Origin of the sequence: Aerococcus sp. UMB7834 (assembly GCF_030215145.1) — a bacterium.
Lineage (GTDB): Bacteria > Bacillota > Bacilli > Lactobacillales > Aerococcaceae > Aerococcus.
Genome location: NZ_JASOLI010000012.1, coordinates 17676 through 39669 on the forward strand (window position 1 = coordinate 17676; position 21994 = coordinate 39669).

The 21994-nt window shown below is 48.7% G+C and carries 18 protein-coding genes; 3 read left to right on the forward strand and 15 right to left on the reverse strand.

The features are described from left to right. Positions 1-100 precede the first annotated feature (100 nt). From QP339_RS08905 to QP339_RS08925, 5 genes are all read right to left on the reverse strand, one after another. Positions 101-298, reverse strand: coding sequence for a heavy-metal-associated domain-containing protein (locus tag QP339_RS08905; protein WP_284911214.1), 198 nt, complete (start codon positions 296-298; stop codon positions 101-103). Then, positions 295-2763, reverse strand: a complete 2469-nt coding sequence (locus QP339_RS08910) for a heavy metal translocating P-type ATPase (protein ID WP_284911215.1) — start codon at positions 2761-2763, stop codon at positions 295-297. The genes QP339_RS08905 and QP339_RS08910 overlap by 4 nt, the downstream gene beginning before the upstream one ends. Positions 2764-2874: 111 nt before the next feature. After that, positions 2875-3639, reverse strand: a complete 765-nt coding sequence (locus QP339_RS08915) for a 3-oxoacyl-ACP reductase (RefSeq protein ID WP_284911216.1) — start codon at positions 3637-3639, stop codon at positions 2875-2877. A gap of 1 nt (position 3640) precedes the next feature. After that, a complete protein-coding gene (locus QP339_RS08920) occupies positions 3641-3862 on the reverse strand; it encodes a DUF2829 domain-containing protein (protein WP_284911217.1) in 222 nt (73 codons plus the stop codon). A gap of 10 nt (positions 3863-3872) precedes the next feature. Further along, positions 3873-4562 (reverse strand): hypothetical protein, encoded by a 690-nt coding sequence (locus QP339_RS08925; protein ID WP_284911218.1) that lies wholly within the window; start codon positions 4560-4562, stop codon positions 3873-3875. Positions 4563-5041: 479 nt separating this feature from the next. On the opposite strand from QP339_RS08925, the gene QP339_RS08930 reads away from it, so the two are divergent. Further along, positions 5042-5905 carry a Cof-type HAD-IIB family hydrolase gene (locus QP339_RS08930; RefSeq protein ID WP_284911219.1) on the forward strand — a complete coding sequence of 288 codons (864 nt, stop codon included), beginning with the start codon at positions 5042-5044 and terminating at the stop codon, positions 5903-5905. Between the two features lie 2 nt (positions 5906-5907). Here the strand turns inward: QP339_RS08930 and QP339_RS08935 are convergent, their stop codons facing one another. From QP339_RS08935 to QP339_RS08970, 8 genes are all read right to left on the reverse strand, one after another. Then, positions 5908-7233: a M18 family aminopeptidase gene (locus QP339_RS08935; RefSeq protein ID WP_284911220.1), complete on the reverse strand. Its 1326-nt coding sequence runs from the start codon at positions 7231-7233 to the stop codon at positions 5908-5910. A gap of 109 nt (positions 7234-7342) precedes the next feature. Beyond that, a complete protein-coding gene (locus tag QP339_RS08940; protein WP_284911221.1) occupies positions 7343-8386 on the reverse strand; it encodes an ABC transporter ATP-binding protein in 1044 nt (347 codons plus the stop codon). Between the two features lie 12 nt (positions 8387-8398). After that, on the reverse strand, positions 8399-9220 hold the full coding sequence (locus tag QP339_RS08945; RefSeq protein WP_284911222.1) for a carbohydrate ABC transporter permease: 822 nt from the start codon (positions 9218-9220) through the stop codon (positions 8399-8401). Beyond that, on the reverse strand, positions 9213-10079 hold the full coding sequence (locus tag QP339_RS08950; protein ID WP_284911223.1) for a carbohydrate ABC transporter permease: 867 nt from the start codon (positions 10077-10079) through the stop codon (positions 9213-9215). The genes QP339_RS08945 and QP339_RS08950 overlap by 8 nt, the downstream gene beginning before the upstream one ends. After that, a complete protein-coding gene (locus QP339_RS08955; RefSeq protein ID WP_284911224.1) occupies positions 10079-11335 on the reverse strand; it encodes an ABC transporter substrate-binding protein in 1257 nt (418 codons plus the stop codon). Before QP339_RS08955 ends, QP339_RS08950 begins: the two co-directional genes overlap by 1 nt. 535 nt (positions 11336-11870) lie before the next feature. Beyond that, complete coding sequence (locus tag QP339_RS08960; RefSeq protein WP_284911225.1) at positions 11871-13778, reverse strand: purple acid phosphatase family protein; 1908 nt, start codon at positions 13776-13778, stop codon at positions 11871-11873. A gap of 745 nt (positions 13779-14523) precedes the next feature. Continuing rightward, on the reverse strand, positions 14524-15510 hold the full coding sequence (locus QP339_RS08965; RefSeq protein ID WP_284911226.1) for a LacI family DNA-binding transcriptional regulator: 987 nt from the start codon (positions 15508-15510) through the stop codon (positions 14524-14526). Positions 15511-15546: 36 nt separating this feature from the next. Further along, positions 15547-17046, reverse strand: a complete 1500-nt coding sequence (locus QP339_RS08970; protein ID WP_284911227.1) for a sucrose-6-phosphate hydrolase — start codon at positions 17044-17046, stop codon at positions 15547-15549. A gap of 198 nt (positions 17047-17244) precedes the next feature. Between QP339_RS08970 and QP339_RS08975 the strand changes: the two genes are divergently transcribed. Both QP339_RS08975 and QP339_RS08980 read left to right on the forward strand, forming a co-directional pair. Beyond that, a complete protein-coding gene (locus tag QP339_RS08975) occupies positions 17245-19227 on the forward strand; it encodes a sucrose-specific PTS transporter subunit IIBC (RefSeq protein WP_284911228.1) in 1983 nt (660 codons plus the stop codon). 118 nt (positions 19228-19345) lie between these two features. Beyond that, on the forward strand, positions 19346-20212 hold the full coding sequence (locus QP339_RS08980; RefSeq protein ID WP_284911229.1) for an ROK family protein: 867 nt from the start codon (positions 19346-19348) through the stop codon (positions 20210-20212). Between the two features lie 68 nt (positions 20213-20280). Here the strand turns inward: QP339_RS08980 and QP339_RS08985 are convergent, their stop codons facing one another. Then, positions 20281-21033, reverse strand: coding sequence for a hypothetical protein (locus tag QP339_RS08985; protein WP_284911230.1), 753 nt, complete (start codon positions 21031-21033; stop codon positions 20281-20283). 71 nt (positions 21034-21104) lie between these two features. Next, positions 21105-21914, reverse strand: coding sequence for an ABC transporter ATP-binding protein (locus QP339_RS08990; RefSeq protein ID WP_284911231.1), 810 nt, complete (start codon positions 21912-21914; stop codon positions 21105-21107). Between the last annotated feature and the right edge of the window lie 80 nt (positions 21915-21994).

Here is a 21994-nt window from a genome sequence, read left to right on the forward strand (position 1 = left end):
AAAAAAGCGCCAACACGACTGCCTTACTCCTAAAAGCTTAGCTGAAGGATCCAAGCTTTGGGAGCTACAATAGTGTCTGGCGCTTATTCTTTTAATAGCACTAGTCTTCCAACTGGTAATTAGTCCCAGCTAGAGCTTGTTTTAAGTCTTCGACTTCGTAGTCACCACTTACTGTGACTTGTTTTTGGTTGAGGTCGACTTCGGCACTTTCTACGCCGAAGACTTGACTTAAAGCTTCTTCAACATTTTCTTTACATCCCTGGCACTTGAGGCCGGATACTTGATAAGTCTGAATCATGCTTTCACCTCCTGATTCGATGGTTTAAATCTTTTCAAACGAAGGGCATTCAGTAGAACAGAGATGGAACTGAAACTCATTGCTGCCCCTGCAATCATTGGATTGAGGAGTGGTCCCCCGAAGATGTGGAGGAGGCCCATAGCAACTGGAATCCCCAGCACATTATAAGCAAAGGCCCAGAAAAGATTTTCCTTGATATTCTTAATGGTAGCCCGGCTGAGTTCGATACTTGTCGGAACATCTAGCAAGCTAGAACGCATCAGCACAATATCCGCTGATTCAATAGCAACATCTGTACCAGAACCAATGGCGATACCAACATCAGCTTGCGCTAGAGCGGGGGCATCGTTAATACCATCCCCGACCATGGCAACTTTATGGTCCTGGCCTTGTAGCTTAGCTACTTCACGTGTCTTATCTTCCGGTAAGACCTCAGAAATGACTTGGTCGATACCGACCTGACGGCCAATCGCCTCTGCGGTTCGACGGTTGTCTCCGGTCAGCATGACTACCTTCAACCCCATCTCATGAAGAGCATCGATAGCTGCTTGACTATCTGACTTCACAGTATCTGCCACTGCAACTAAGCCTAATAATTCTTGGTCACGACCTAGTAGCATCGGTGTTTTCCCTTCGGCTGCTAAACGGTCCATTTGTGCTTGGGCTTCGCCAATAGCAATGCCTTGATCTGCCATTAATTTAGCATTACCAAGGAAAATATCATGCTCAGCCAAACGAACGTGGATACCACGTCCACTTAGGGCTTCAAAGTTTTCGGTATCTTCTAAAACAAGATTAGCCTCTTGGGCGCCTTCAATAATCGCTTGAGCGAGTGGGTGTTCTGACCCTTGCTCAGCAGACGCACTTAATCTGAGAACTTCCTCTTGGCTCAAATCGCTATATGTTTCTAAGTCGGTTAAAACCGGCTTACCTTCTGTGATTGTCCCTGTCTTATCAAAGACAATAGTTGTGACTTCTTGAGCGGTTTCGAGGGCATCCCCACTCTTAAAGAGAACACCATTCTCCGCTCCCTTACCAGTACCCACCATAATAGCAGTTGGAGTCGCTAAGCCGAGGGCACAAGGACAAGCAATAATCAGTACGGAAACAAGAATAGTAATCGCGAAGTTCCAAGATTCGCCACCAATTAACCACCAAGCCAGAGCAGAGAGGATGGCTAAGACAATAACGATTGGTACAAAAACACCCGATACCTTATCTGCCATACGTGCGATTGGTGCTTTAGAACCTTGGGCTTCTTCCACTAAGCGAACAATTTGCGCTAGACTGGTGTCTTCGCCGACCTTGCTAGCTTTCATTTGGAAGCTCCCATTACTATTAATAGAGGCTCCAACGACTGAGTCGCCAACTTTTTTATCTACAGGCATACTTTCCCCTGTAATCATCGATTCATCAACGGCTGATTGCCCTTTAATGATTTCACCATCGACTGGAATTTTTTCACCAGGACGTACTTGTAAAATATCACCTGGTTGTAATTCATCTACGCCTACTTCAACGACTTGACCATCCTCACGAACCAGACGGGCCATATCTGGTGCTAGGTCCATTAATTTCTGGATAGCTTCAGAAGTTTTTCCTTTAGACACATTCTCGAAATAACGACCAAGGGTGATTAAAGTAAGGATAACCCCTGCTGATTCATAGTAGAGACGCATAGCGTAAGAAGCATCGCCTTGGCTAATCTTCCACGTCGAGAACAAGCTATAAAGGACTGCTGCACTTGTCCCTAAGGCAACCAAGGAGTCCATATTAGGATGGCCTTTAAAGAGTGCCTTAAAACCTGTCGTAAAGAATTCATGATTTAAGACAATTACTGGAAGAACCAAGACTAACTGTGTCAAGGCAAAGGCTAAAGGATGGGCCATGGGATCAAGGGCACTAGGTACTGGTAATCCAACCATGTCCCCCATCGCTAAGTAAAGTAGAGGGACCGCAAAGATGGCTGACCCAACAAAACGGCGCCACAGATGCTTAATCTGTGCATCTTTACGTTCTTGCTTATCTTCTCGCTTAACCGTTGACTTGGTCTGAGCCTGGTAGCCCGCAGCTTCGACGGCTTGAACAATGTCATGGGAGGTCAGATGATCACTATCATAAGCTACCTGCATCTCTTCTGTTGCTAAATTAACATTTGCTGTTTCTACGCCGTCCAAATCAGATACAGCTTTTTCAATTGTTTGGGCACAAGAAGCACAAGACATGCCCGTAATAGCAAAAGTCTCCTTCTCTTCTGCCAATTCTAATTGATAACCAGCATCGGCAACCTCCGCTGCAATATCTTTGGGACTTAAGCGTTTATCATCATAACTTACGGTTAATTTTTCTGTTGCTAGGTTGACATTAGCTTCATCAACGGCATCCATCCCGCTGACCGCGCGTTCAATCGTTTGGGCACAGGAAGCGCAGGACATGCCAATAATGGGATAGCTTGCTTTTGTCATCTAATCCTGCTCCTTTCTTTTTATCGTCTACATTTGTAAACTTTACAACTAAAGTGTAAAGGGTTGGTCTACACTTGTCAACCCTTTACGCTCGATTTCTTATGATTTAGCTTAGCGGATGAGCCAGCCCCCGTCAACGGGGATCACGGCGCCTTGGATATAGTCGGCCCCATCACTGGCTAAGAACAGGGTCAAGGAGGCAATTTCTTCTGGATCGGCCCAACGCTTGACGGGCGTTTGGTCTGCTACCCACTGGGCCAGCTCAGCGCCTTCTTGAAAATCCTTGGCATTCATTGGTGTGGCCACCGCACCTGGTGCAATAGCATTAGCGCGAAGACCACCAGCCCCGTAATCATAGGCAAGTTGCTTGGTAAAACCAACAATAGCGTGTTTGGCTGCCGTATAAGCAATCCCTCCACCTCCCGCAGTCAGGCCTGCAATAGAAGCCATGTTAATCACCCGTGAACTGGGTGCCGTTAACAGGTAAGGTAGGGCTGCTTGGGTCACATAGAAGAGGCTGTCCACATTGGTCCGAAAGACTTCCTGCCAGAGCTCATGACTGCTTTCAGCTAGGGGCAGGTAGTCGTCTAAGATACCCGCCGTATTGCAGAGGACATCCAGAGCCCCCCAGTCCGCCAAAAGTTCAGCGATAACTGTCTGGGCCGTAGCCTGGCTTAAGTCCAGCTGGCAGGTTCTCACTTGGTCTTGCCCTTCTGCCCAATCCATCGGTGCTCGGTCGACAGCTAGGACCTGGTGGCCAGATTCAAGAAAGGCCTGGGCTTGGGCCTGGCCAATTCCAGAAGCAGCCCCCGTTACCAGAACCTTAAGCGGCTGTCTGAGTGACTTTCTTTGGCTAAAGGCTTGAAAAGATTTCATCTTAGTCAACCAAACGCCAGTCTTCAGCTAAAAGATCGCAAACAGTCGGTTGAAAGACACTAAAACCTTCTCCCGCCACCGCAATCAAGAAATAAGGGGTCACTGGACGGCCCTCATATTCCTGACCGGCAACATAACACACATACTCTTCGGCCCCCGACCAGCCCTCACGGATAATGCGGGCGCCGTCTTTTAATTGGGGTAAAATTGCTTCAAAAGTCATTCAACATCTCCTAATTCAAATATTCTTGCATGGTATCGGCTTGGTCAGCAGTCGTGTTCCCAGCAAAGTTAGGGGCTGCTAAGGAAATACCACCTTGTTCATTATAATAGAGATACCATTCTTTAGGGAAGTCCGCTTGGTCATTATCCACTTCAACAACCGTATTTACCTTGATGTCGCGGATTTGACCAGGCAATTGGGCAGAGAAGACTTGGATGGTCTTGGTTGGAACCTGCTTGATCTGCATGGCAAAATTTCCTTGGCCTGGAATATTCACATAGCCTTCATTGTTATCCAAGTTAATATTCTGTGGCGCATTGGCTACGGTATGGGGAATCACAAAACTTATAGCGCCGACATTTTCAGCAGAGACGCCATAAGGATAATCATCCCCCTGGGCAGAGCCTTGGACAGTTACATCTGTGCCGTCTGCAGATTCTTGGTCAGAAGACTCGCTGGACTGGTCGCTCGACCCATCCTCAGCATCTTTGGAGCTCGCTGATGAAGCATCATCTTTGCCGTCTTGGCTTTTGGCTGCATCGGCTTGGCTATCGGCTGCTGTCTCCCCTGCTTGACTAGTCGTATCGGCCTGGCTAATGCTTCCCGCTTCATTATTCTGTGCACTGTCCTGGCTACAAGCGGCCAAGAGGAACACACTGGAAGCCAAGAGTAACTTGCTAGCAAACTTTGTCATTTTCATCATGATCTCTCCTATTCTAACAAATACTATAGCGCTTACTTATACCTTCATTATAGCAAGCCCCCGACAAAAGTTAAAATAAAGGCCCTTATCTCCCATCAAACAACAAAAAAAGTCGACTAGGCGCTCGACTTTTTCGCATAAGTCAGAACATAGCCTTCCTTACTAGCTGCCAGTCCTCCATTAGACTGACGCTTAACTTTAAAAGAAAATCTAAGAGGGGCTAAGGAAGCTGATGAATATCGTTTGTACTGAGAAAATCTAGCATTATCCTTGTATGCACTTGCCCCCTAGACCTCGTTCAAGTCTCCCCTAGTTTAGGCCTAAAGTTCTGAGAAAGAAAGTTCAAAACTTTCTCGGCTCCAGTAGTTTTTGCTGACAAGTTAGACAGTTTATCTTAAGATAGAACTGGAAAAGAAGACTAGATACTTAATAAAAATATCCCTTTATCACACTCTCTTCAGAAAGGATAGGATTCGATGATAAAACTGATTGCTTCTGATATTGACGGCACCCTGCTCACAGACCAAGGCATTATGAGCCCCCAAACCCACCGGGCCATCCACCAAGCCATCGCAGAGGGGATCGAATTCTTGCCGGTGACAGGGCGAGGCTATGCGGCGGCCCAGAATATTATCGGCATGCAGGGGCTCCAGGTCCCTATGATTAACCTCAACGGGGCCCTGGTCTCCTCCGCCCAAGGCCAAGCCTTAAGCCAATTGCCCCTGCCCCAGGACCAGGTTGTCGCTATGTGCGAGTTCCTCAACCAGGCAGACGTTCGCTATTCCCTGGTCAGCCAGGATTGCTATTACACCACCGATCCCGACCGCTATCAAGCAGGCATCATCCGCTTTCTCAAAGATCAAACCGCCAGCCACCAACAAGCAGGTATCCCAACACCTTCTATTGAACTTGACCAAGCCAGGGCCTTCATCCAAGACATAGGCAGACTTAAGGATCTGCCCCAGCAGGACTTCCTCAAGCTAATCTTCTTCACAGACCAGGAAGACCTCCGCCAAAGCTTCCGCGAGCATTTTGCTGGGGACAAGCTCCTCACCCTGTCATCTTCAGGCCGCCACAATGTCGAAATCACCCAGGCTAAGGCAAGCAAGGGCCAGGCTTTGACCAAGTACCTAGAGGAAGCCGGTTACCAAAAAGATGAGGTCCTGAGCATCGGTGACTCCTACAATGACTTGTCTATGTTCGCCGTCACGGGACATAGCTATGCCATGGGCAATGCTGAGCCCGCTGTCCAAGCCCAGGCCAGTGCCCTAGCCCCTAGCAACCAAGAGGACGGCGTGGCTTGGATGATCAAAGAAGTCTTAGCTGGTCGGATTGGTTAAGTCTACTTGCGGTCAAGTTTAAAGCCAGATTGACCATCTTGACGGAGGCGGTAGTGGTAGAAAGCAGCGATGAGATCCCGCATGTAAGCTGGATCATCGACCCCCGCGCTTTCATAGCTCGAATGCATGGCAAGCTGGGCCAGGCCAATATCCACCGCATTCACCGAAACCTGCTGCATGGCCAGGTTACCTAAAGTAGATCCGCCAGCCTGGTCCGAACGGTTAGCAAAGAATTGAAGGGGGACCCCGGCCTCTTTAGCAATGACTTTGATAAGGGCCCGGCTGACCCCATCCGAGGTATATTTCTGACCGGCATGGGTCTTCACCACTACTCCAGCATTCAACTCCGGATAATTGCTTTCATCCATCACTTCAGGGTGGTTAGGGTGGATGGCATGAGCATTGTCCGCGCTGATGAGGAAGCTCGAAGCCAAGCGTTGGTAGTAAGAAGCCTCATCGCCTCCTAGACTAAAGTGGATCCGGCGCAGGATATCTTTAAGGAAGGTCGACAAGGCCCCTTGCTTGGTCCCGCTCCCCACCTCTTCATTATCAAAGCAGGCGTAGACACTGGTTGTTTGGGGATGGTGAGCTTTCGCCTCGAGAAAACCAGCCAATGTGGTAAAGGCAGAAGCCAAGTTATCCAATTGGGGAGCCGAGAAGAATTCCTTGTGGGCACCCCAAATCCGCCCAGGCATCCGGTGGTAGAGACTCAGCTCCATATCCAGGATGGCGTCAGCTGGCAGGTCCAATTCCTCAGCCACCAGAGCTTTGAGGTCCCCCTTTTGTGCCTTCTTACCAGCCAGGAGGGGGATCATATCCACTTGCGGATTCAAGGCCACCCCCTGGTTCATCTTCCGATTCATGTGGATAGCCAAGTTCGGAATAAGGACTAGGTCGCGGTCAAAGGCCAAGAGCCGGCTGCTGATCCCTCCCTCTTCCTCGACCAAGACACGGCCCGCCAAAGACAGGGGACGGTCAAGCCAGGACTGGGCGATCATCCCTCCATAAGGCTCCGTATTTAAGCGCAAATACTTATCATCCTTCAACTCTGCCCGCTCCTTCAAGCGGTAGTGGGGCGAATCCGAGTGCGAAGCCACCAGGTTAAAGGCATAGTTCTGGGTATCTTCAGCCACTTTAAAGGCAATCAGACTAGACTGGTTGCGGGTCGTAAAGTAAGTCTGACCAGGTGCCAAGTGACAATCTTCTGCCTCCGTCAGCTCCTGAAAACCTTGGTCCAAAAGCCGGCGCCGGATCTCCGCCACCGCATGAAAAGCCGTCGGAGACTTCTCAATAAAATCAATCAACTTTTCCGTCAGATCTAGGGACATAACCATCTCTCCTTCATTTCAAAACTTGATTATTACTAGCATACCCTATCCGAGTCAGCAAAAACAATGAAAAAGGACGACCAATAAGCTGGAGCGTCCTTTTTCATTTTTAGATTTCAACAGCCAAAGCCGTCTCCTGGCTAAAGGCCCTCACCTTCTGCCAATCATCAACAGCAAGGTCATAAGTTTTCCCCTCTTCCACAGCTTCCTTAGCTGGAATTTCAATAATTAAATGCTGGTCGGGGAATTGCTGATGATCCAGGTAGACATAGAGGCTACCACCGAGGTTTTCAATCAGAGACACCCGGTAACGACTGCCATCTTTTAAACTCAGGTTTTCAGGTCGAATACCAAAATCAATACCTGTCTGGTTAACTAAAGGCGCAGGAATATCGACCAAGCTCTGGGCTAATTCCCGGGCCGGGATAAAGTTCATCTTTGGGGTTCCCAAGAATTCTGCCACAAAGCGGTTAGCTGGGTCTTCATAAATTTCTGTCGGTGAAGCGATCTGTTGGACTTCACCTTGGTCCATGACCACAATCCGGTCCCCCATGGTCATCGCCTCCGTCTGGTCGTGGGTCACATAGATCATGGTAGTTTGTAGACGACGGTGGAGCTTGGAGATCTCATAGCGCATCTGGGACCTTAACTTAGCATCCAAGTTGGACAAGGGCTCATCCATCAAGAAGGCTTGGGGCTGTCTCACAATGGCTCGTCCTAAAGCGACACGTTGCTTTTGACCCCCGGACAATTCCTTAGGGCGGCGGTCAAGATAGGCTTCAATCCCCAGTAAGCGGGCGGCCTCTTGGATCTTTTGGTCAATCTCATCTTTAGGCAGCTTCTCCATCTTAAGGGGATAGGCCATATTCTTATAGACCGTCATGTGGGGGTAGAGGGCATAATCCTGGAAAACCATGGCCAAGTTCCGATCCTTAGGCGCCTTATCGTTGACCTTTTCGCCGGCGATCAGGAGCTCTCCTGAAGTAATGGCTTCGAGCCCCGCAATCATCCGCAGGGTGGTCGACTTCCCGCAACCGGAAGGCCCCACCAGGACAATGAACTCCCCTTCTTCAATCTTGAGCTTTAAATTTTTAACGGAATAGGTCTTCCCATCGTAGGATTTACTGATATTTCTTAATTCAATTTCACTCATCTTTGGTCTCCTTTAACTCTTCAATCCCTGTTGACTCATCCCCCGCACCAAGTGTTTCTGGATCACTAGGAAGATCAAGAATGGTGGTAGGGTCGTGACGACAGAGGCCGCCATCTGAGTCTCCCAGGTTGTCTTGTAAAGATCACGGAAGTCAGTCAAAGCCAGGGGCAGGGTCCGCAATTCAGGGGCAATGACCATTGTCTTAGCATAGACCAGGTCTCCCCAGGCGGTGATAAAGGCAAAGAGAGCTGCTGTCACAATTCCCGGCAAGCACATGGGCAAGAGAATATTCCAAATCGCCTGCCAACGACTACTGCCGTCCATCCAAGCCGCTTCTTCATAGGTAATCGCTACCTGAGAAAAATATGAATACAAAAGGAAAACAGTGAGTGGTAGAGCCGTCGCCGTATTGGCCACCACCAAGGCAAAGAGACTATCCAAAAGCCCCAAGCGCCTGAAAATCACATACATGGCATTGACCAAGATAACGGAAGAAAACATCTGCGTTGCAACCACCATTAAAAGAAAACCTGTCTTCCCCACGAAACGGTAGCGGGTCAGGGCATAGGCTGCTAAAATCCCCACCAGTAAACACACGACCATGGTGCAGGAAGCCACAATCAAACTATTGATAAAGGCCGGTATGATCGACTTCTCGCCACCAAGGACCTGGGCATAATTGCCAAATTGCAAGTTTTCAAACCAAGAAGGTGGCCAGGCAATAATTTGCTCATAAGTCTGTAAAGAGGTGTTAAGTAAAACCAATACAGGGAAAAGTGACAGGCAGACAAAGAATAAAATTAAAAGCGTCCGAAAAAGCTTTTCTTTAGTCACGTGATCGCCCTCCCATCACATACAGTGCGGTTAGAATCGTTAAAATAATCACTGCAATCACAGTTAAGGCTGAGCTAGCTCCCAAGTCAAAACGACTAAAGGCCTCTTGGTAGATCCGAATGATTAAGGTCTCTGTTGACCGCATCGGGCCACCCTGGGTCAGCACATAAATGACATTGAAGGAGTTGAAGGTCCAAATCGTCACTAAAACCAGGGTCGTCAAGAGAACGCCTCGAATGCCTGGTAGGGTCACATCAAAGAACTGACGAACCTTCCCTGCACCGTCCATAGCCGCCGCTTCGTAGAGGTTCTTCGGCACTGCCTCAAGAGCGGCTAAAAAGATCATGGCTAACATGGGAATCCCCATCCAAGTATCGACAATACTAGCACTATAAAAAGCTGTCGTTGGACGGGACAAAAACGGAATCGGCTCGGATAGAATATTCCATTCCATCAGATAATAGTTAATATAGCCGTATTGGTTATCCAATAACCACTGCCAGATGGTCCCAGCAGCGACTTGGGGGATAGCCCAAGGAATCAATACTAAGAAGGTAAATATTTTCTTGAAATAAATCTCTGAATGCAGGAGATAACCGACGCCAAAGCCAAAGACCATCTTCAACAAGACCGTCACTACCGTGTACTTAAACGTTATCGCCATTGTATCGCTAAAATTGGAGTCCGTCATGACTTCCTTAAAGTTCCCGAGACCGACAAATTCCGATACATTAGTGAAAACATTAACCTCATTAAAAGATTGCCATACGGTTAAGGCAATCGGATAACCGTATAGCAATACTAAAAGTAAAGCACAAGGCAGAATCAGCAAGTAAGGCGTCATCCGCGCTTGTTTCATTACTTGCTAGCCTCCTCTTGTGCCTGGTCTAAAGCTTCTTGAGGGGTCTTTTGACCGGTTAAAATTTCTTGGAAGGCAATGGTGAAGGCCTTATTGAAGGTATCCCAGTTAGAAACTTGAGGTTCAGGAATACCCGCATCTAAGATGCTAAGGAAGGGTTGCATGAAGTCGGTCTTGAAGCGCTCATCACCCAATTCTTGCTTAAGCACAGGCAACCAGTTGTAAGCTTCACTGATAGGACGTTGTTGGTCTTCATGACCTAAGAATTCAATAAACTTATAAGCTTCATCTTTATGTTCAGAAATTGAAGACATGGCATAAGAGTCGGTTACCAAGGTTACAGCCCGTTCTGGTCCTTCTGGAATTTCAGCAACCGCATAAGGGGTCTTGTCTTGTCCCTTATCCATTTCTTCTTTCTCCCAGCCACCAGAGATAAACATAGCCAGGTCACCGTTCTTGAACATTTCAACTTGGTCATTCCGACCTGTACTTACAGCATCAGGAATCACATCTGCGAATTGTTTGAGGTAGTCACCAGTTTTAACGTTTTCTTCGCTGTTAATTACGAATTGGCCTTTATCGTCAATAATCCGACCGCCACCTTGGTAGATGAAGTTTAGGATTTCATCGGTCCCGTGGGTAACATCTGTTGGAATCGCAAAGCCATACATGTCATGCTCATCGTGAACTTGTTTAGCTGTTGCCAAGAGTTCATCCCAGTTTTCAGGGGCCTTGTCGATCAGATCTGAGCGATAAAAGAGGGCACGCGAACTCAAAGCCAGTGGAATCCCGTATTGTTTACCATCTACTTTGGCAGTGTCCATCACATTCTCAATCCGCGTTTCTTTGAATTCGTCAGTCATATAAGGGGTCAGGTCTTCTAAGACGCCTTCTTCCACGAATTGACGAATAGAACGTGAACCCATCATTAAGATATCAGGCGAATCTCCAGCTTGGTAAAGTTGAACAATTTTTGAGTTCAATTCATCCCAGCCAGCTGGTACCACTTGAATCTTAATCTCAGGATTTTGTTCTTCATACTTAGCAATGGCTGAATCCAACTCATCCTTAAGATAGCCAGAATCATAACCTGGAACGAGCATCTTCAGAGTGGTCTGTCCATCTGCAGCCTGGCTCGTCTCAGCCTCGCTGCTGGTATTATCTGCCTCTCCTTGACTAGACTCTTGGTTGCCGCAGCCTGTCAGTACAAGAAGCAAAGCAGCCAAGCTCACTAGCCATTTCACTAATTTCTTCATTATTTTCCTCCATTTCTCTAACGCTTCCATAACGATGCAAAAAGGGCCAACATGTCTAGTGTCCCTGCTTGGTTCATAGTTTAACTAAGCGACATGACACTCCTAGCATTCCCCTTCTAGTTAACTGATTATTAGAGCAAAAACCTGGACAGCCCTTACACTCATCTGGTAAAAACCATTTTGATCAGGTTTTACTTTCTAAGTCTCAGCAAACTAGGGCACAAAGCCTCCTTGTTCAGGAATGCACTACGAAACTTCTGCCTCCTCCTTTTCATCCCCATTTCGCACCCTTATCATAGCAAAAGACAGCGCTTAAAACAATTGAAAGGAATTTTTTTAAAAATAAAAAAGCACATGAAAAATATGCTTTAAAGTAAGTTGAGTTTATCACAAGTATTGCCTGGTAGGCCAAAGTTTTGCGGCTATAGAATTTCACAAGATAAAAAAAGGAAACTGAGACAAAAGCCCAATTCCCTTTATTTTATTGCTTCGCTACTTGACAGCTCATCCGCAGCTTCCGACTTAAAGACTCATTTTATTTTTGGTCTTTCTTAATCCCGTAAGAATCAACCAGTTCAACCGTACGTTCTTCCCCTTCGTGGAGGTTACCGTCCATTTGGTAGAATTCGATCAAGAATTCATCTTCGGTGACGGTGTAAACCGCGAAGTTTTGGTTTTGGGATTGACGGTAGTTTTCGTGTTTGTGGTCAAATTTAGGGGACTCATCCGGTTGTTTCGCCACATCGAAGAGGCCGTTCCAGAGCTCAACATCTTCTTCGGTCATCCAGTCTAACTTAGGACGGACCTTATGGACATGGTCAGCTCCCTTCATATAGATGGCATCATAGGCCTTAGTCCCAGAAGTGTTCGGGATGATGTAGGTGACCCCTTCAGGATTCACATGGTATTCCACGCCGTCTTTTTCTGTCTTTTCGGTGTCTTCGACCTCACCGTAAGAGAAGTTATCAGAGGTGTAAACCAGAGACTTGGTCCGGGTTAAGTTGTGGTCGTGACCTTGGAGAACCACATCCACATCGAGCTCATCCGCTAATTTAGCGAATTCTTCCCGGGTCACTTGAACGTCCTCATCTTGGAGGGCGTGGTAGGAAGCTGAGTAGATGGGTTTATGGTAGGCCAAGACGATCCAGTTAGCCCCATTATCACGAGCTTCTTGAATATCTTGCTTGGCCCATTCCATCTGTTCCTTACCGATGGCGCCTTGTTCGGGATTATCTTCCGATTCCTTATTGTCGTTGGTATTTAAGACCACAAAGTGAGCACCATTGTAGTCGTAGGAATAGTAGGAGCCCCCGGTCATGGCATCATTGGTAATCGGCACATTGGTATGCTCATTGAAGGCGGTTAAGTCCTTTTCGTCCCCTAGAACGGTGTATTCATCGTGGTTACCTGGGGTGTAGGCATGGGGTAAGTGAAGGTTTTGGTCTTGGGACATATCCAAGTTATCTACCCATTCGTCTTCAACTTCTGCCACTTCAACGAAGTCCCCAGTGTGGAGGGCAAAGTCAGCGTCAGGTGCGACTTCTAGGGCATGGGCAAGGGTGTCTGCCCCGTAAGCCGCCTCATTATTGACATTGGCATTCCAGTAAGCATTCTGGGTATCCGTATAGTGGATAAATTGGAAAGGTTCACCCTTCTCACCAGAAGTTCTAAAGGAACCAACCTTAGAATAGCCGCCCTCGTCAGAACCCACTTGGTAGTAATATTGGGTATCTGGCTCAAGGTCATCCGCTTCAGCCTTGTAGGAGTATTCGGTCACATCTTGGAGTTCCAAGTAACCTAAGGAGCTCCCTTCAGAAGTCCATTCGGTATTATCGGTCGTGATTTGTTCGTTGGTGAAGTAACCTTCAACTTCTTCTGGCTTCCCGTTCTCGTCGACAATGAAATTACCGTCTTCATCCTTAGTGGCTGCTGCATAGATATAGTAGCCATCCTTGTCGCGCTCCGCGTATTCAGAAGTTACTTCAGTCGCTTCTGCAGCGAATTCAAGCGGATTGGACATATCCTCTAACTTAGATACCTTGACCTTAGCATCTGGCATCTGGTCTGTTGTATACCAGTTGAAGCCCATCGCATCATTAGTTTCTTCTAAAAGGTTGGTTGCAATCCGGTTGGGCTCATTATTGACAGGAACAGGGGCCACTTCTGGCTTCTCATCCTGGAGCTCAATTAAATCCAAGCCGTTCTCTTCCCCATAGACAGGGTCAACTTCCTCGGACTCTTCACCTTCCTTAGACCCTGAAGACGCCGCAGAACTTTCAGAAGCTTGGTCTGACGAAGCGGACTCGCTAGAAGCCACACTCTCCTCAACCGCATCCTTAGCTGGCGCTTCCTCTGCAATATTCCCAGATTCAGCACACGCTCCTAACACAAACACAGACGTCAGCAAGAGGCCAACTTTCTTGAACTTACTATCCCAATTCACCTGGTCTGATTCCTCCTTCAAATTAATCGGTCTTTTATTGTTACTAAAAGCCTAACTAAGACTAACTATAACAGAAGCATGTAAATACTCTGTAAACATTCGGTAAGGATTAGGTAAATGTATAGAGGGCGTGAGCAAGAGCGCTTAGCTTTGGAGGCTTGGAGTAAGTTGGAATAAGGGCAAGCCCCGCTTGCACCTTTCCAACTTGCGAAAGCGCTCCAAAGCTGCTCTTGCGAACCCGACTACAGGGTGTGAGACTTGGCGCTTAGGCTTGGGTGAAGTCACTTCAAGTCTGGAATTGCGAACCTGACTAGACAAGGTGTGAGCAAGAGGGTGGGGAGCTTTGAATTGCTGATTGATCCTAACTAGCACTCGGGGCTCCTGAAGGCAAATAGGTACTAACTATTTGCGCTCATAGACCCTGAACACAAATTCGTGTCAGCTATTTGCGCTCATAGATCCTGAACACAGACAGCTACTAGCTACTTGCTAACCGAGACGCCATTCGAAAGCCCCACCAGACCGATATCCAATAAAGAAGAGAAAAGGCTGGGACAAAAGTTCCAACCTCTTTTTAAACAACGAACCTTTTTTCAAAAATCTGCTCCAAAAGTCAGACCTGACCTCCACTTCACGAACTGTGTCCAATCGTTTGCAAACGATTGGACATAGTTCGCTCCAGTGGTTCAGGCCTGAACGACTTTTGTCACACTCTCTTCTTATAATTTAGATCTCTAATAGCCAGCTAGACTGTTGACCCAGTCCAAACTGAAACGGGATACTTGTAATTTGGGGCTGGAGCATTCATCTTTGTCCCCTGGTCAATCTGGTCCAAGACCAGGTGAACCAATTGTTCCGCACAGGCGGCGATGGGTTGGACGATGGTGGTCAGGTAGGGGAAATAATCCTGCATCAATTGACTGCCGTCATAGCCGATCAGCTTCAAATCAGCAGGCAAGCGCATCCCAAGAGCTTGGGCTTCCTGGTAGACCAAAAGCGCGGTCAGGTCATCGGTGCAAAAGACGCCATCCCAAGTCTCTTGCTGAAGCAGGCGCTTGATTTCAGACCGCTTGACCAGGGGCGACTGGCTGGGCAAGAAGGAATAGACCTGCTTGACTAGGCCCGCTTCTGCCATCACGGCTTCATAGGCGGCCAGCCGGTCATTAGTCGGTGAATCCGAAGCCAGGGACCCAGTCAGGCAGGCAATCTTTTGGCAGCCCTTGTCCACTAAGAAACGGCTTGCCAATTCGCCCCCCTGGTAGTTGTCGCTTCCTACAATAGGAATGCGGTCAGACAAGTAACGGTCGAAGGAGACGACCGGCGCCTGGATGGTATGGTACTCCTCAATACCCAGGTTATGGGCGCCCGCAATAATGCCATCCACCTGATTGGCGACCAACATGCGCAGGTAGGCCTTCTCCTTATCAGGGTCGTCGGCACTGTCGCAGAGAATCATCCGGTAGTCGCGCTCAGACAGGAGCTTTTCAATTTGGTCAACGAGCTCGCCGTAGAAGGGGTGGGCCACGCTGGGCATAATCACCCCAATAAGATGGGTCCCCTTGCCCTGGAGAGACCGGGCCAGCTGGTTGGGCTGGTAGTTCAAGTCGGCCATGGCTTGGTGGACCTTGTCGATGGTCTTCTGGCTCAGATAGCCATAGTTGTTGATCACCCGAGAAACTGTGGTGGCAGACACTCCCGCCCGCTCAGCAACGTCTGTTAATTTCACCGCCATCTTGTCACTTCTTTCTATTTATATTTAATCGAAAAACTAGCTTTTCATAGCACGCAAGGCCCAGACTTGACCCGAAGCCTGGCCACTTCCTTGGATATAGGTCTGGCCTGCCTCCTTAGACCGTGGATAGACTGGACTTGTCAGCGTTTCTGCCCCGCCATTGACAAAAATCTCCAACAAAGAATGGTCGAGGTAGAGGGTCAGATCCAGGGCCCGGCCAGATGGCAAGTCAAGAGTTCGCTGGTAGCCATAAGCAGACGGCGCCCGCACACCTGCTGCCGTTTGTTCCAGGGTCAGCTGGCCAGCCTCTAAATCAAAAGCTAAAACGAGTGCTCCCTCAGCTTCAGCCGAAGCAAAGAGCTCTAAACGTCCTCGGCTGCCTGGCTCTAGGTGGATTTGGATTTCTTGCTGGCCCGCGCATAGAGACGGCAAGGACTGGCGCGCCTCCGTTAGGTCCAAGCTAAAGTCGCGCGAGTCTTGGCGCAAGACATGCAGCTCGTCAACAGGTCGCTGGTAGAGGCGTCCGTCCACTAGGGTCAGTTCCTTCACCAGGCTCAGGGAATGGGCCCAGCCTTCCTCGGCCGTCACTGCTGCTATATCCGGAAGGCCCAACCAAGACACAGCGAGGACACGCCCGTCTGGAGCTTGGATGGCCTGGGTCGCATAGAGGTCAAAGCCCTGGTCAACTAAGTGCATGGGACTCGGATCGACAAAAGCTAAGTTCTCCCAGTCGAAAGCACGCCCCACGATATACATATTGGGATAAATATTGGCGTAAGCCTCCGTTTCCTGGTCCAGGCCTTGAGGGCAGAAGATAAGAACAGGCTGGTCGTCGATAAAGACTAGGTTGGGGCACTCCACCATATAGCCCAGATCAGCTTGGCCCAGGTCCAATTCCCCAGCCATCTCCCAGTTGAGGAGATCATCACTCTTGTACATGAGGACCCGGCCTTCTTTGTTGACTGTCTGAGCCCCGATGCAGATCCAGTACTGACCGTCGTGGCGGAAGATTTGAGGATCGCGGAAGTCAGCCGTGTAGCCCTGGGGTTGGTGGATCAAGACCTGGTCGATCTTTTCAATCTGGCTTTCTTGGTCTAGCCAAGCCCCCATCTGATAGGTCTCCCGGCCCCCATCAGCATTTCGAACATTGCCGGTATACATTAAGAAAAGCTTGTCACCCACCGGCAGGGCTGAGCCCGAGTAGACCCCGTGGGAATCGTATGGCGTATCTGGTTGGAGGGCTAGCCCCTGGTCTTGCCAATCGACCAAGTTATCAGACGTCATATGGTACCAGGACTTCAGGCCATGGACCGGTCCATATGGGTAATATTGGTAGAAGAGCTGCCATTGCCCATTAAAATACGAAAAACCGTTGGGGTCATTCAAAAGCCCCCCTGCTGGTTGAATATGATAAGCGGCCCGCCAGTCTGATACCGCTTGGGACTTGCGCAAGGAGTCTTGGTAACCCTTAGGCCAGTCCGCATAAGGGGTATAGCGCAATTCCCGTGTCCACTCTCTGATCCTTTCCATTCCCATCACTCGCTTTCTTTTTTAAATAAGCATAGCTGAAATCGCTTACCCTGTCAATCGTTTAACAGGCTCTAATTGATTATTTACAGCTGTTCTTTTCCCTATTTAAAATAATTTGATTTTTTTATGATAAACGTTTGACATTTTGTGAATTCCGCGTATCATATAAGGCAAGTAAAACGTTTTCAAGGAAGGAGATTACTTATGGACCATAGAAAAGTTGCTGAAGATGTTGTGAAAGCGCTGGGCACGGATAATATCCAGGCCGCCGCCCACTGTGCGACCCGTCTACGCTTGGTGCTCAAAGACGAAGATAAAATCGACCAGGAGGCCCTGGATAATAATCCCGGAGTCAAGGGAACCTTCTCGGTAAATGGTCAGTATCAGATTATTATCGGAGCGGGGGATGTTGACAAGGTCTACGCTGAACTCGCCCAATTAACCAATGCTAAGGAAACCTCGACCGAAGAACTCAAGGCGGTTGCCCAAGACAAGGGTAAGTCTAATCCGCTGATGGACTTCGTCAAGGTGCTGTCGGATATCTTTGTCCCAGTTCTCCCTGCCCTGGTTGGGGGCGCCCTGCTCATGGCTCTCAACAATGTGCTCACGGCAGAAGGCCTCTTCGGGGCCAAGTCTGTTATCGAGACTTACCCCGCCCTGGCCGACTTGGTGGACATGGTCAACCTCATTGCCTCTGCCCCCTTCGCCTTCCTGCCCGTCCTAATCGGCTTCTCCGCCACCAAACGTTTCGGCGGCAATGGCTACCTGGGAGCTGCTATGGGGATGGCCATGGTCATGCCCCAATTGGTCAATGGCTATGACGTCGCCAATGTAGCCGCAGCAGGCGAGATGCCCTTCTGGAATATCTTCGGCCTGAATGTGGCCCAAGCCGGCTACCAGGGATCCGTTATTCCCGTCCTAGCCGTGGCCTGGATCCTCGCCCAACTGGAAAAATTCTTCCATAAGAAGATTCCAGCGGCCTTTGATTTCACCTTCACCCCTATGCTGACCCTCATCATCACGGGCTTCCTCACCTTCGTCCTGGTCGGCCCTATCATGCGGACCGTTTCGGACGGCCTAACCAATGGCCTAGTCTGGCTCTACCAAACCACAGGGGCAATCGGCTTAGGGATCTTCGGGACCTTCTACTCCCCAATCGTCATTACTGGACTCCACCAGAGCTTCCCCGCTATCGAAACCACCCTCATCGCCAACATTGCCCAGACAGGAGGATCCTTCATCTTCCCTGTCGCTTGTATGGCTAACCTGGCTCAAGGTGGTGCCTGCTTTGCGGTCATGTTGATGACCAAGGACGACAAGGTGAAAAACTTGGCCTCCGCTTCCAGTGTTTCTGCCATGTTGGGCATCACGGAACCCGCTATCTTCGGGGTCAACCTCAAGCTCCGCTTCCCCTTCTTCTGTGCCATGATCGCTTCAGGGATCGCCAGCGCCTTCATCGGCTTCTTCCATGTCCTGGCGAGCGCTATGGGATCAGCCGGCTTGATCGGTTTCATCTCCATCCGTTCCGACTCCTGGGGTCCCTTCCTCATCGGCATGGTCCTGAGCCTAGTCCTCTCCTTCACCTTCACCTATCTCTACGGCCGGAAAAAACTAGCCCAACCCGCAGCTGAAACCGCAGCGGTCGGGGCAACATCCGCCCAAGAAGAAGCCGCTGTAGCAAGTGAAGCAGAGAGTCAAAGCCAAGAAGAAGACTCTTCAAACGAGGATTCCTCTATCATCAGTATCGGCCCAGCAGCTAGCGGCCAATACATTGCCCTAGAGAATGTCAACGACCCCGTTTTCTCACAGAAAATGATGGGTGACGGCTTGGCTATCGATGCTGATAAGGGGACCGTCTACGCCCCCGCAGATGGTGAAATTACCGTCGCCTATGACAGCCAGCACGCTTACGGCATCAAGACCCAGGAAGGCGTTGAAATTCTCATCCATATCGGTATCGACACCGTCAACCTAGAAGGCCAAGGCTTCGAAAGCCTAGTCGAACAAGGCGACCAGGTAAGCAAGGGACAAGAACTCGGCCACTTCGATATCGAGGCCATCAAGGCAGCCGGCTACGACCCCACCGTGATGGAAATTATTACCAATACCGCGGACTACCAAGACATCCAAGTGGTAAACGAAGACAAAATCACCCTCGACCAAGAAGTGCTTAATATTCATGAATAGCTAGTCTATTATAGTAAAGCGTGTAATAGTAAATCCATAAACAGGGGCCCCTGGCTGGCCCCTTTTGAGTTGAAAGATGTTAGAATAAAGTTAATCCAGAAGAGAAAGGTGCGATGACATGACTTATGCAGCAATCGAAGCCGGCGGGACTAAGTTCGTCTGCTCAGTCGGCGATGACCAGGGGAATATCCTCGACCAGGTAAGCTTCCCTACCACCGAACCCGAAGAAACCTTGGCCCAGGTCTCTGACTTCTTCCAAAAACATGCCCAGGACCTCCAAGCCATTGGGATCGGGTCATTCGGCCCCATCGATATCCATCCCGAATCGCCCACTTACGGCTACATTACCTCTACCCCCAAGCTAGCCTGGCAGAACTATGACTTCGTTGGTCGCGTCAAGCAAGACTTTGACCTCCCCATCGCCTGGACCACGGACGTCAATGCCGCAGCCTACGGAGAGTTCAAGGCTGGCGCGGGCCAAGGCTGCCTGAGCCTGGTCTACTATACCATCGGCACCGGCATCGGGGGCGGCGCCATCCAGGACGGCCACTTCATCCAGGGCTTCAGCCACCCCGAAATGGGCCATATGCTGGTCCGGTCCCACGCTGACGACCCCTATGCCGGAAACTGTCCCTTCCACCACTACTGCCTGGAAGGCATGGCAGCCGGTCCCGCCATCGAAGACCGGGTCGGCCTGGCAGGATCTGAAATCCCTGAAAACGACCCCTACTGGGAAATCGAAGCCTACTACCTGGCCCAGTGCGCCTACAACACCAGCCTAATCTTAAGGCCTGAGAAGATCATTCTGGGCGGTGGCGTCATGAAACAATCCCACCTCCTTGACCGCATCCACCGCCAGTTCAAGGAACTAGTCAATGACTACATCGATACCCCAGACGTCAACACTTACATCCAAACCCCTGGCCTTGAAGATAACGCTGCTACCATCGGCTGCTTTGAACTAGCCAAGGACCTGGTCAAATAAAAGCAAAACAACCGCTAAACTTCGATCGCTTAAGACCGAGTTGGGCGGTTGTTTTATCTTATCTAAGACTAATATTCGGCTTTCTGGTAAGCTTTTCCTGCTAAAAATCTTAGGATTGCTATCCAAATAAAGAAGCAAAGGAACATTAAGAGGAGGACAAAACCTGCATTCTGTTTTTCAAAGAAGGCAACAAAGCCTGTAGGAAAGAAAAATCGGGTAAAATTAATACTAGAGGCAACTAAAGAAAATAGATAGAAAAGCACACCAATAGTCATCGTCAAACCATTGCCGAAGTGAATGGAAAGGTAGCTAGCCAGATAGATGATAATAATACTCATCAAGAAAATCCCTACCGCATTCAAAGCATCTTCTGTCCAAAAAACTTCTCCGATAAATGCTCCGCTAGCATAGTCTTCTCGAATCAAAGTCGTGTAGTAAGTGATCAGACAGGCTAGGAAAGTGAGGAGTACATAAAGGCCATAGACACCGACTAGAGTCAGATGCTTGGCCGATAATAGCTTGCCTTTAGGAATATCCTTATAGAGGTAGAGGATCTTATTTCGAATCTCATCCCCGACATTAACTGCTACCAAGTAAATCAAAGCGATGGTAGGAAGGCCAAAATTATACTGCACATAGACAACTGCCTCAAAAAAAGTCATAAAGTCCATCGATCCTGGATCAGCTGAAAGTTGCATAAAATTAGTATTGAATAGTCGGACAATGAGTAATAACAGAGGGAAAGCTGCAAAAGCAACAAATAACCAGGTCTCCTTCTCCTTAGCAAATAAATGTGCCTGGCCTTTCATTAAGTGTCCCATTTAGCGTCCCTCCTTAAAATAAGAATCTAAGCCGCTGCCTTGCTGCATGTCCTGGATCAGTTGGTCTTGGGCTAAACGTGCGATAATGCATTGCGTTGGTCTCCAGTCGCCTGGACCTGAATGGTAAGGGTTCGTCTGTCATCCGAAAGCTCTGCTACTGCCAGCAATTCTGGGCTTAAATAATCTTCCAAGTCAATTTCTCGACTCAAGATTAAATGCAAGCCATCACTTTCCTGGCCAAAGCTTTGCGTTAATTGCCCCTCATCGATATAGACATAGCGATTGCAAATGGCCTTCAATTCATTGAGCTGGTGGCTGGAAATGATCATACTCGTCTCTTTTTGAATCGCTGCTTTTTGCAGGACTTCAATCAACTTCTCAACGCCTAAAGGATCCAAACCCACAAAAGGTTCATCTAGAATAATAAAGTCCGGTTCATTCACCAGAGCCATAACCAAGGCTAAGCGCTGTTTCATCCCAAAAGAAAAACTCGAGGGTTTGTCCTCACGGCGCTCCCACAAATCAACCAATTCTAACAAAGGACGTACATTCTTTCGATAGGCTTCATCATGGTGAAGTTCAATCAAGAAATTCAAATTTTCCTCAACGGTCAGTTGGGGGTAGAAGACCGTCTCAATCAGGAGTCCACAACGGTCTAAACGTCCATGTCGAGCAAATAAATCTTCCCCATCCAATATAACTTGGCCTTCAGTCGGACGAAGTGCCTTGGCCAAAATCTTAAGGAGGGTTGACTTGCCGGACCCATTCTTGCCAATGAGACCTAAGATATCACCATCCTGTATCGATAAGTTGACATCTTTAAGGGAATAGAAATCATTTCCTTTGTAACGCTTACTCAGATGTTTAATTTCGACTTCCATAAGCTCTCCTTTCTTAGCAAAATATATTAAGCGCTTTCTTTATCTTCATGTTAGCATAAATCCCTATTAAATCCTTATAA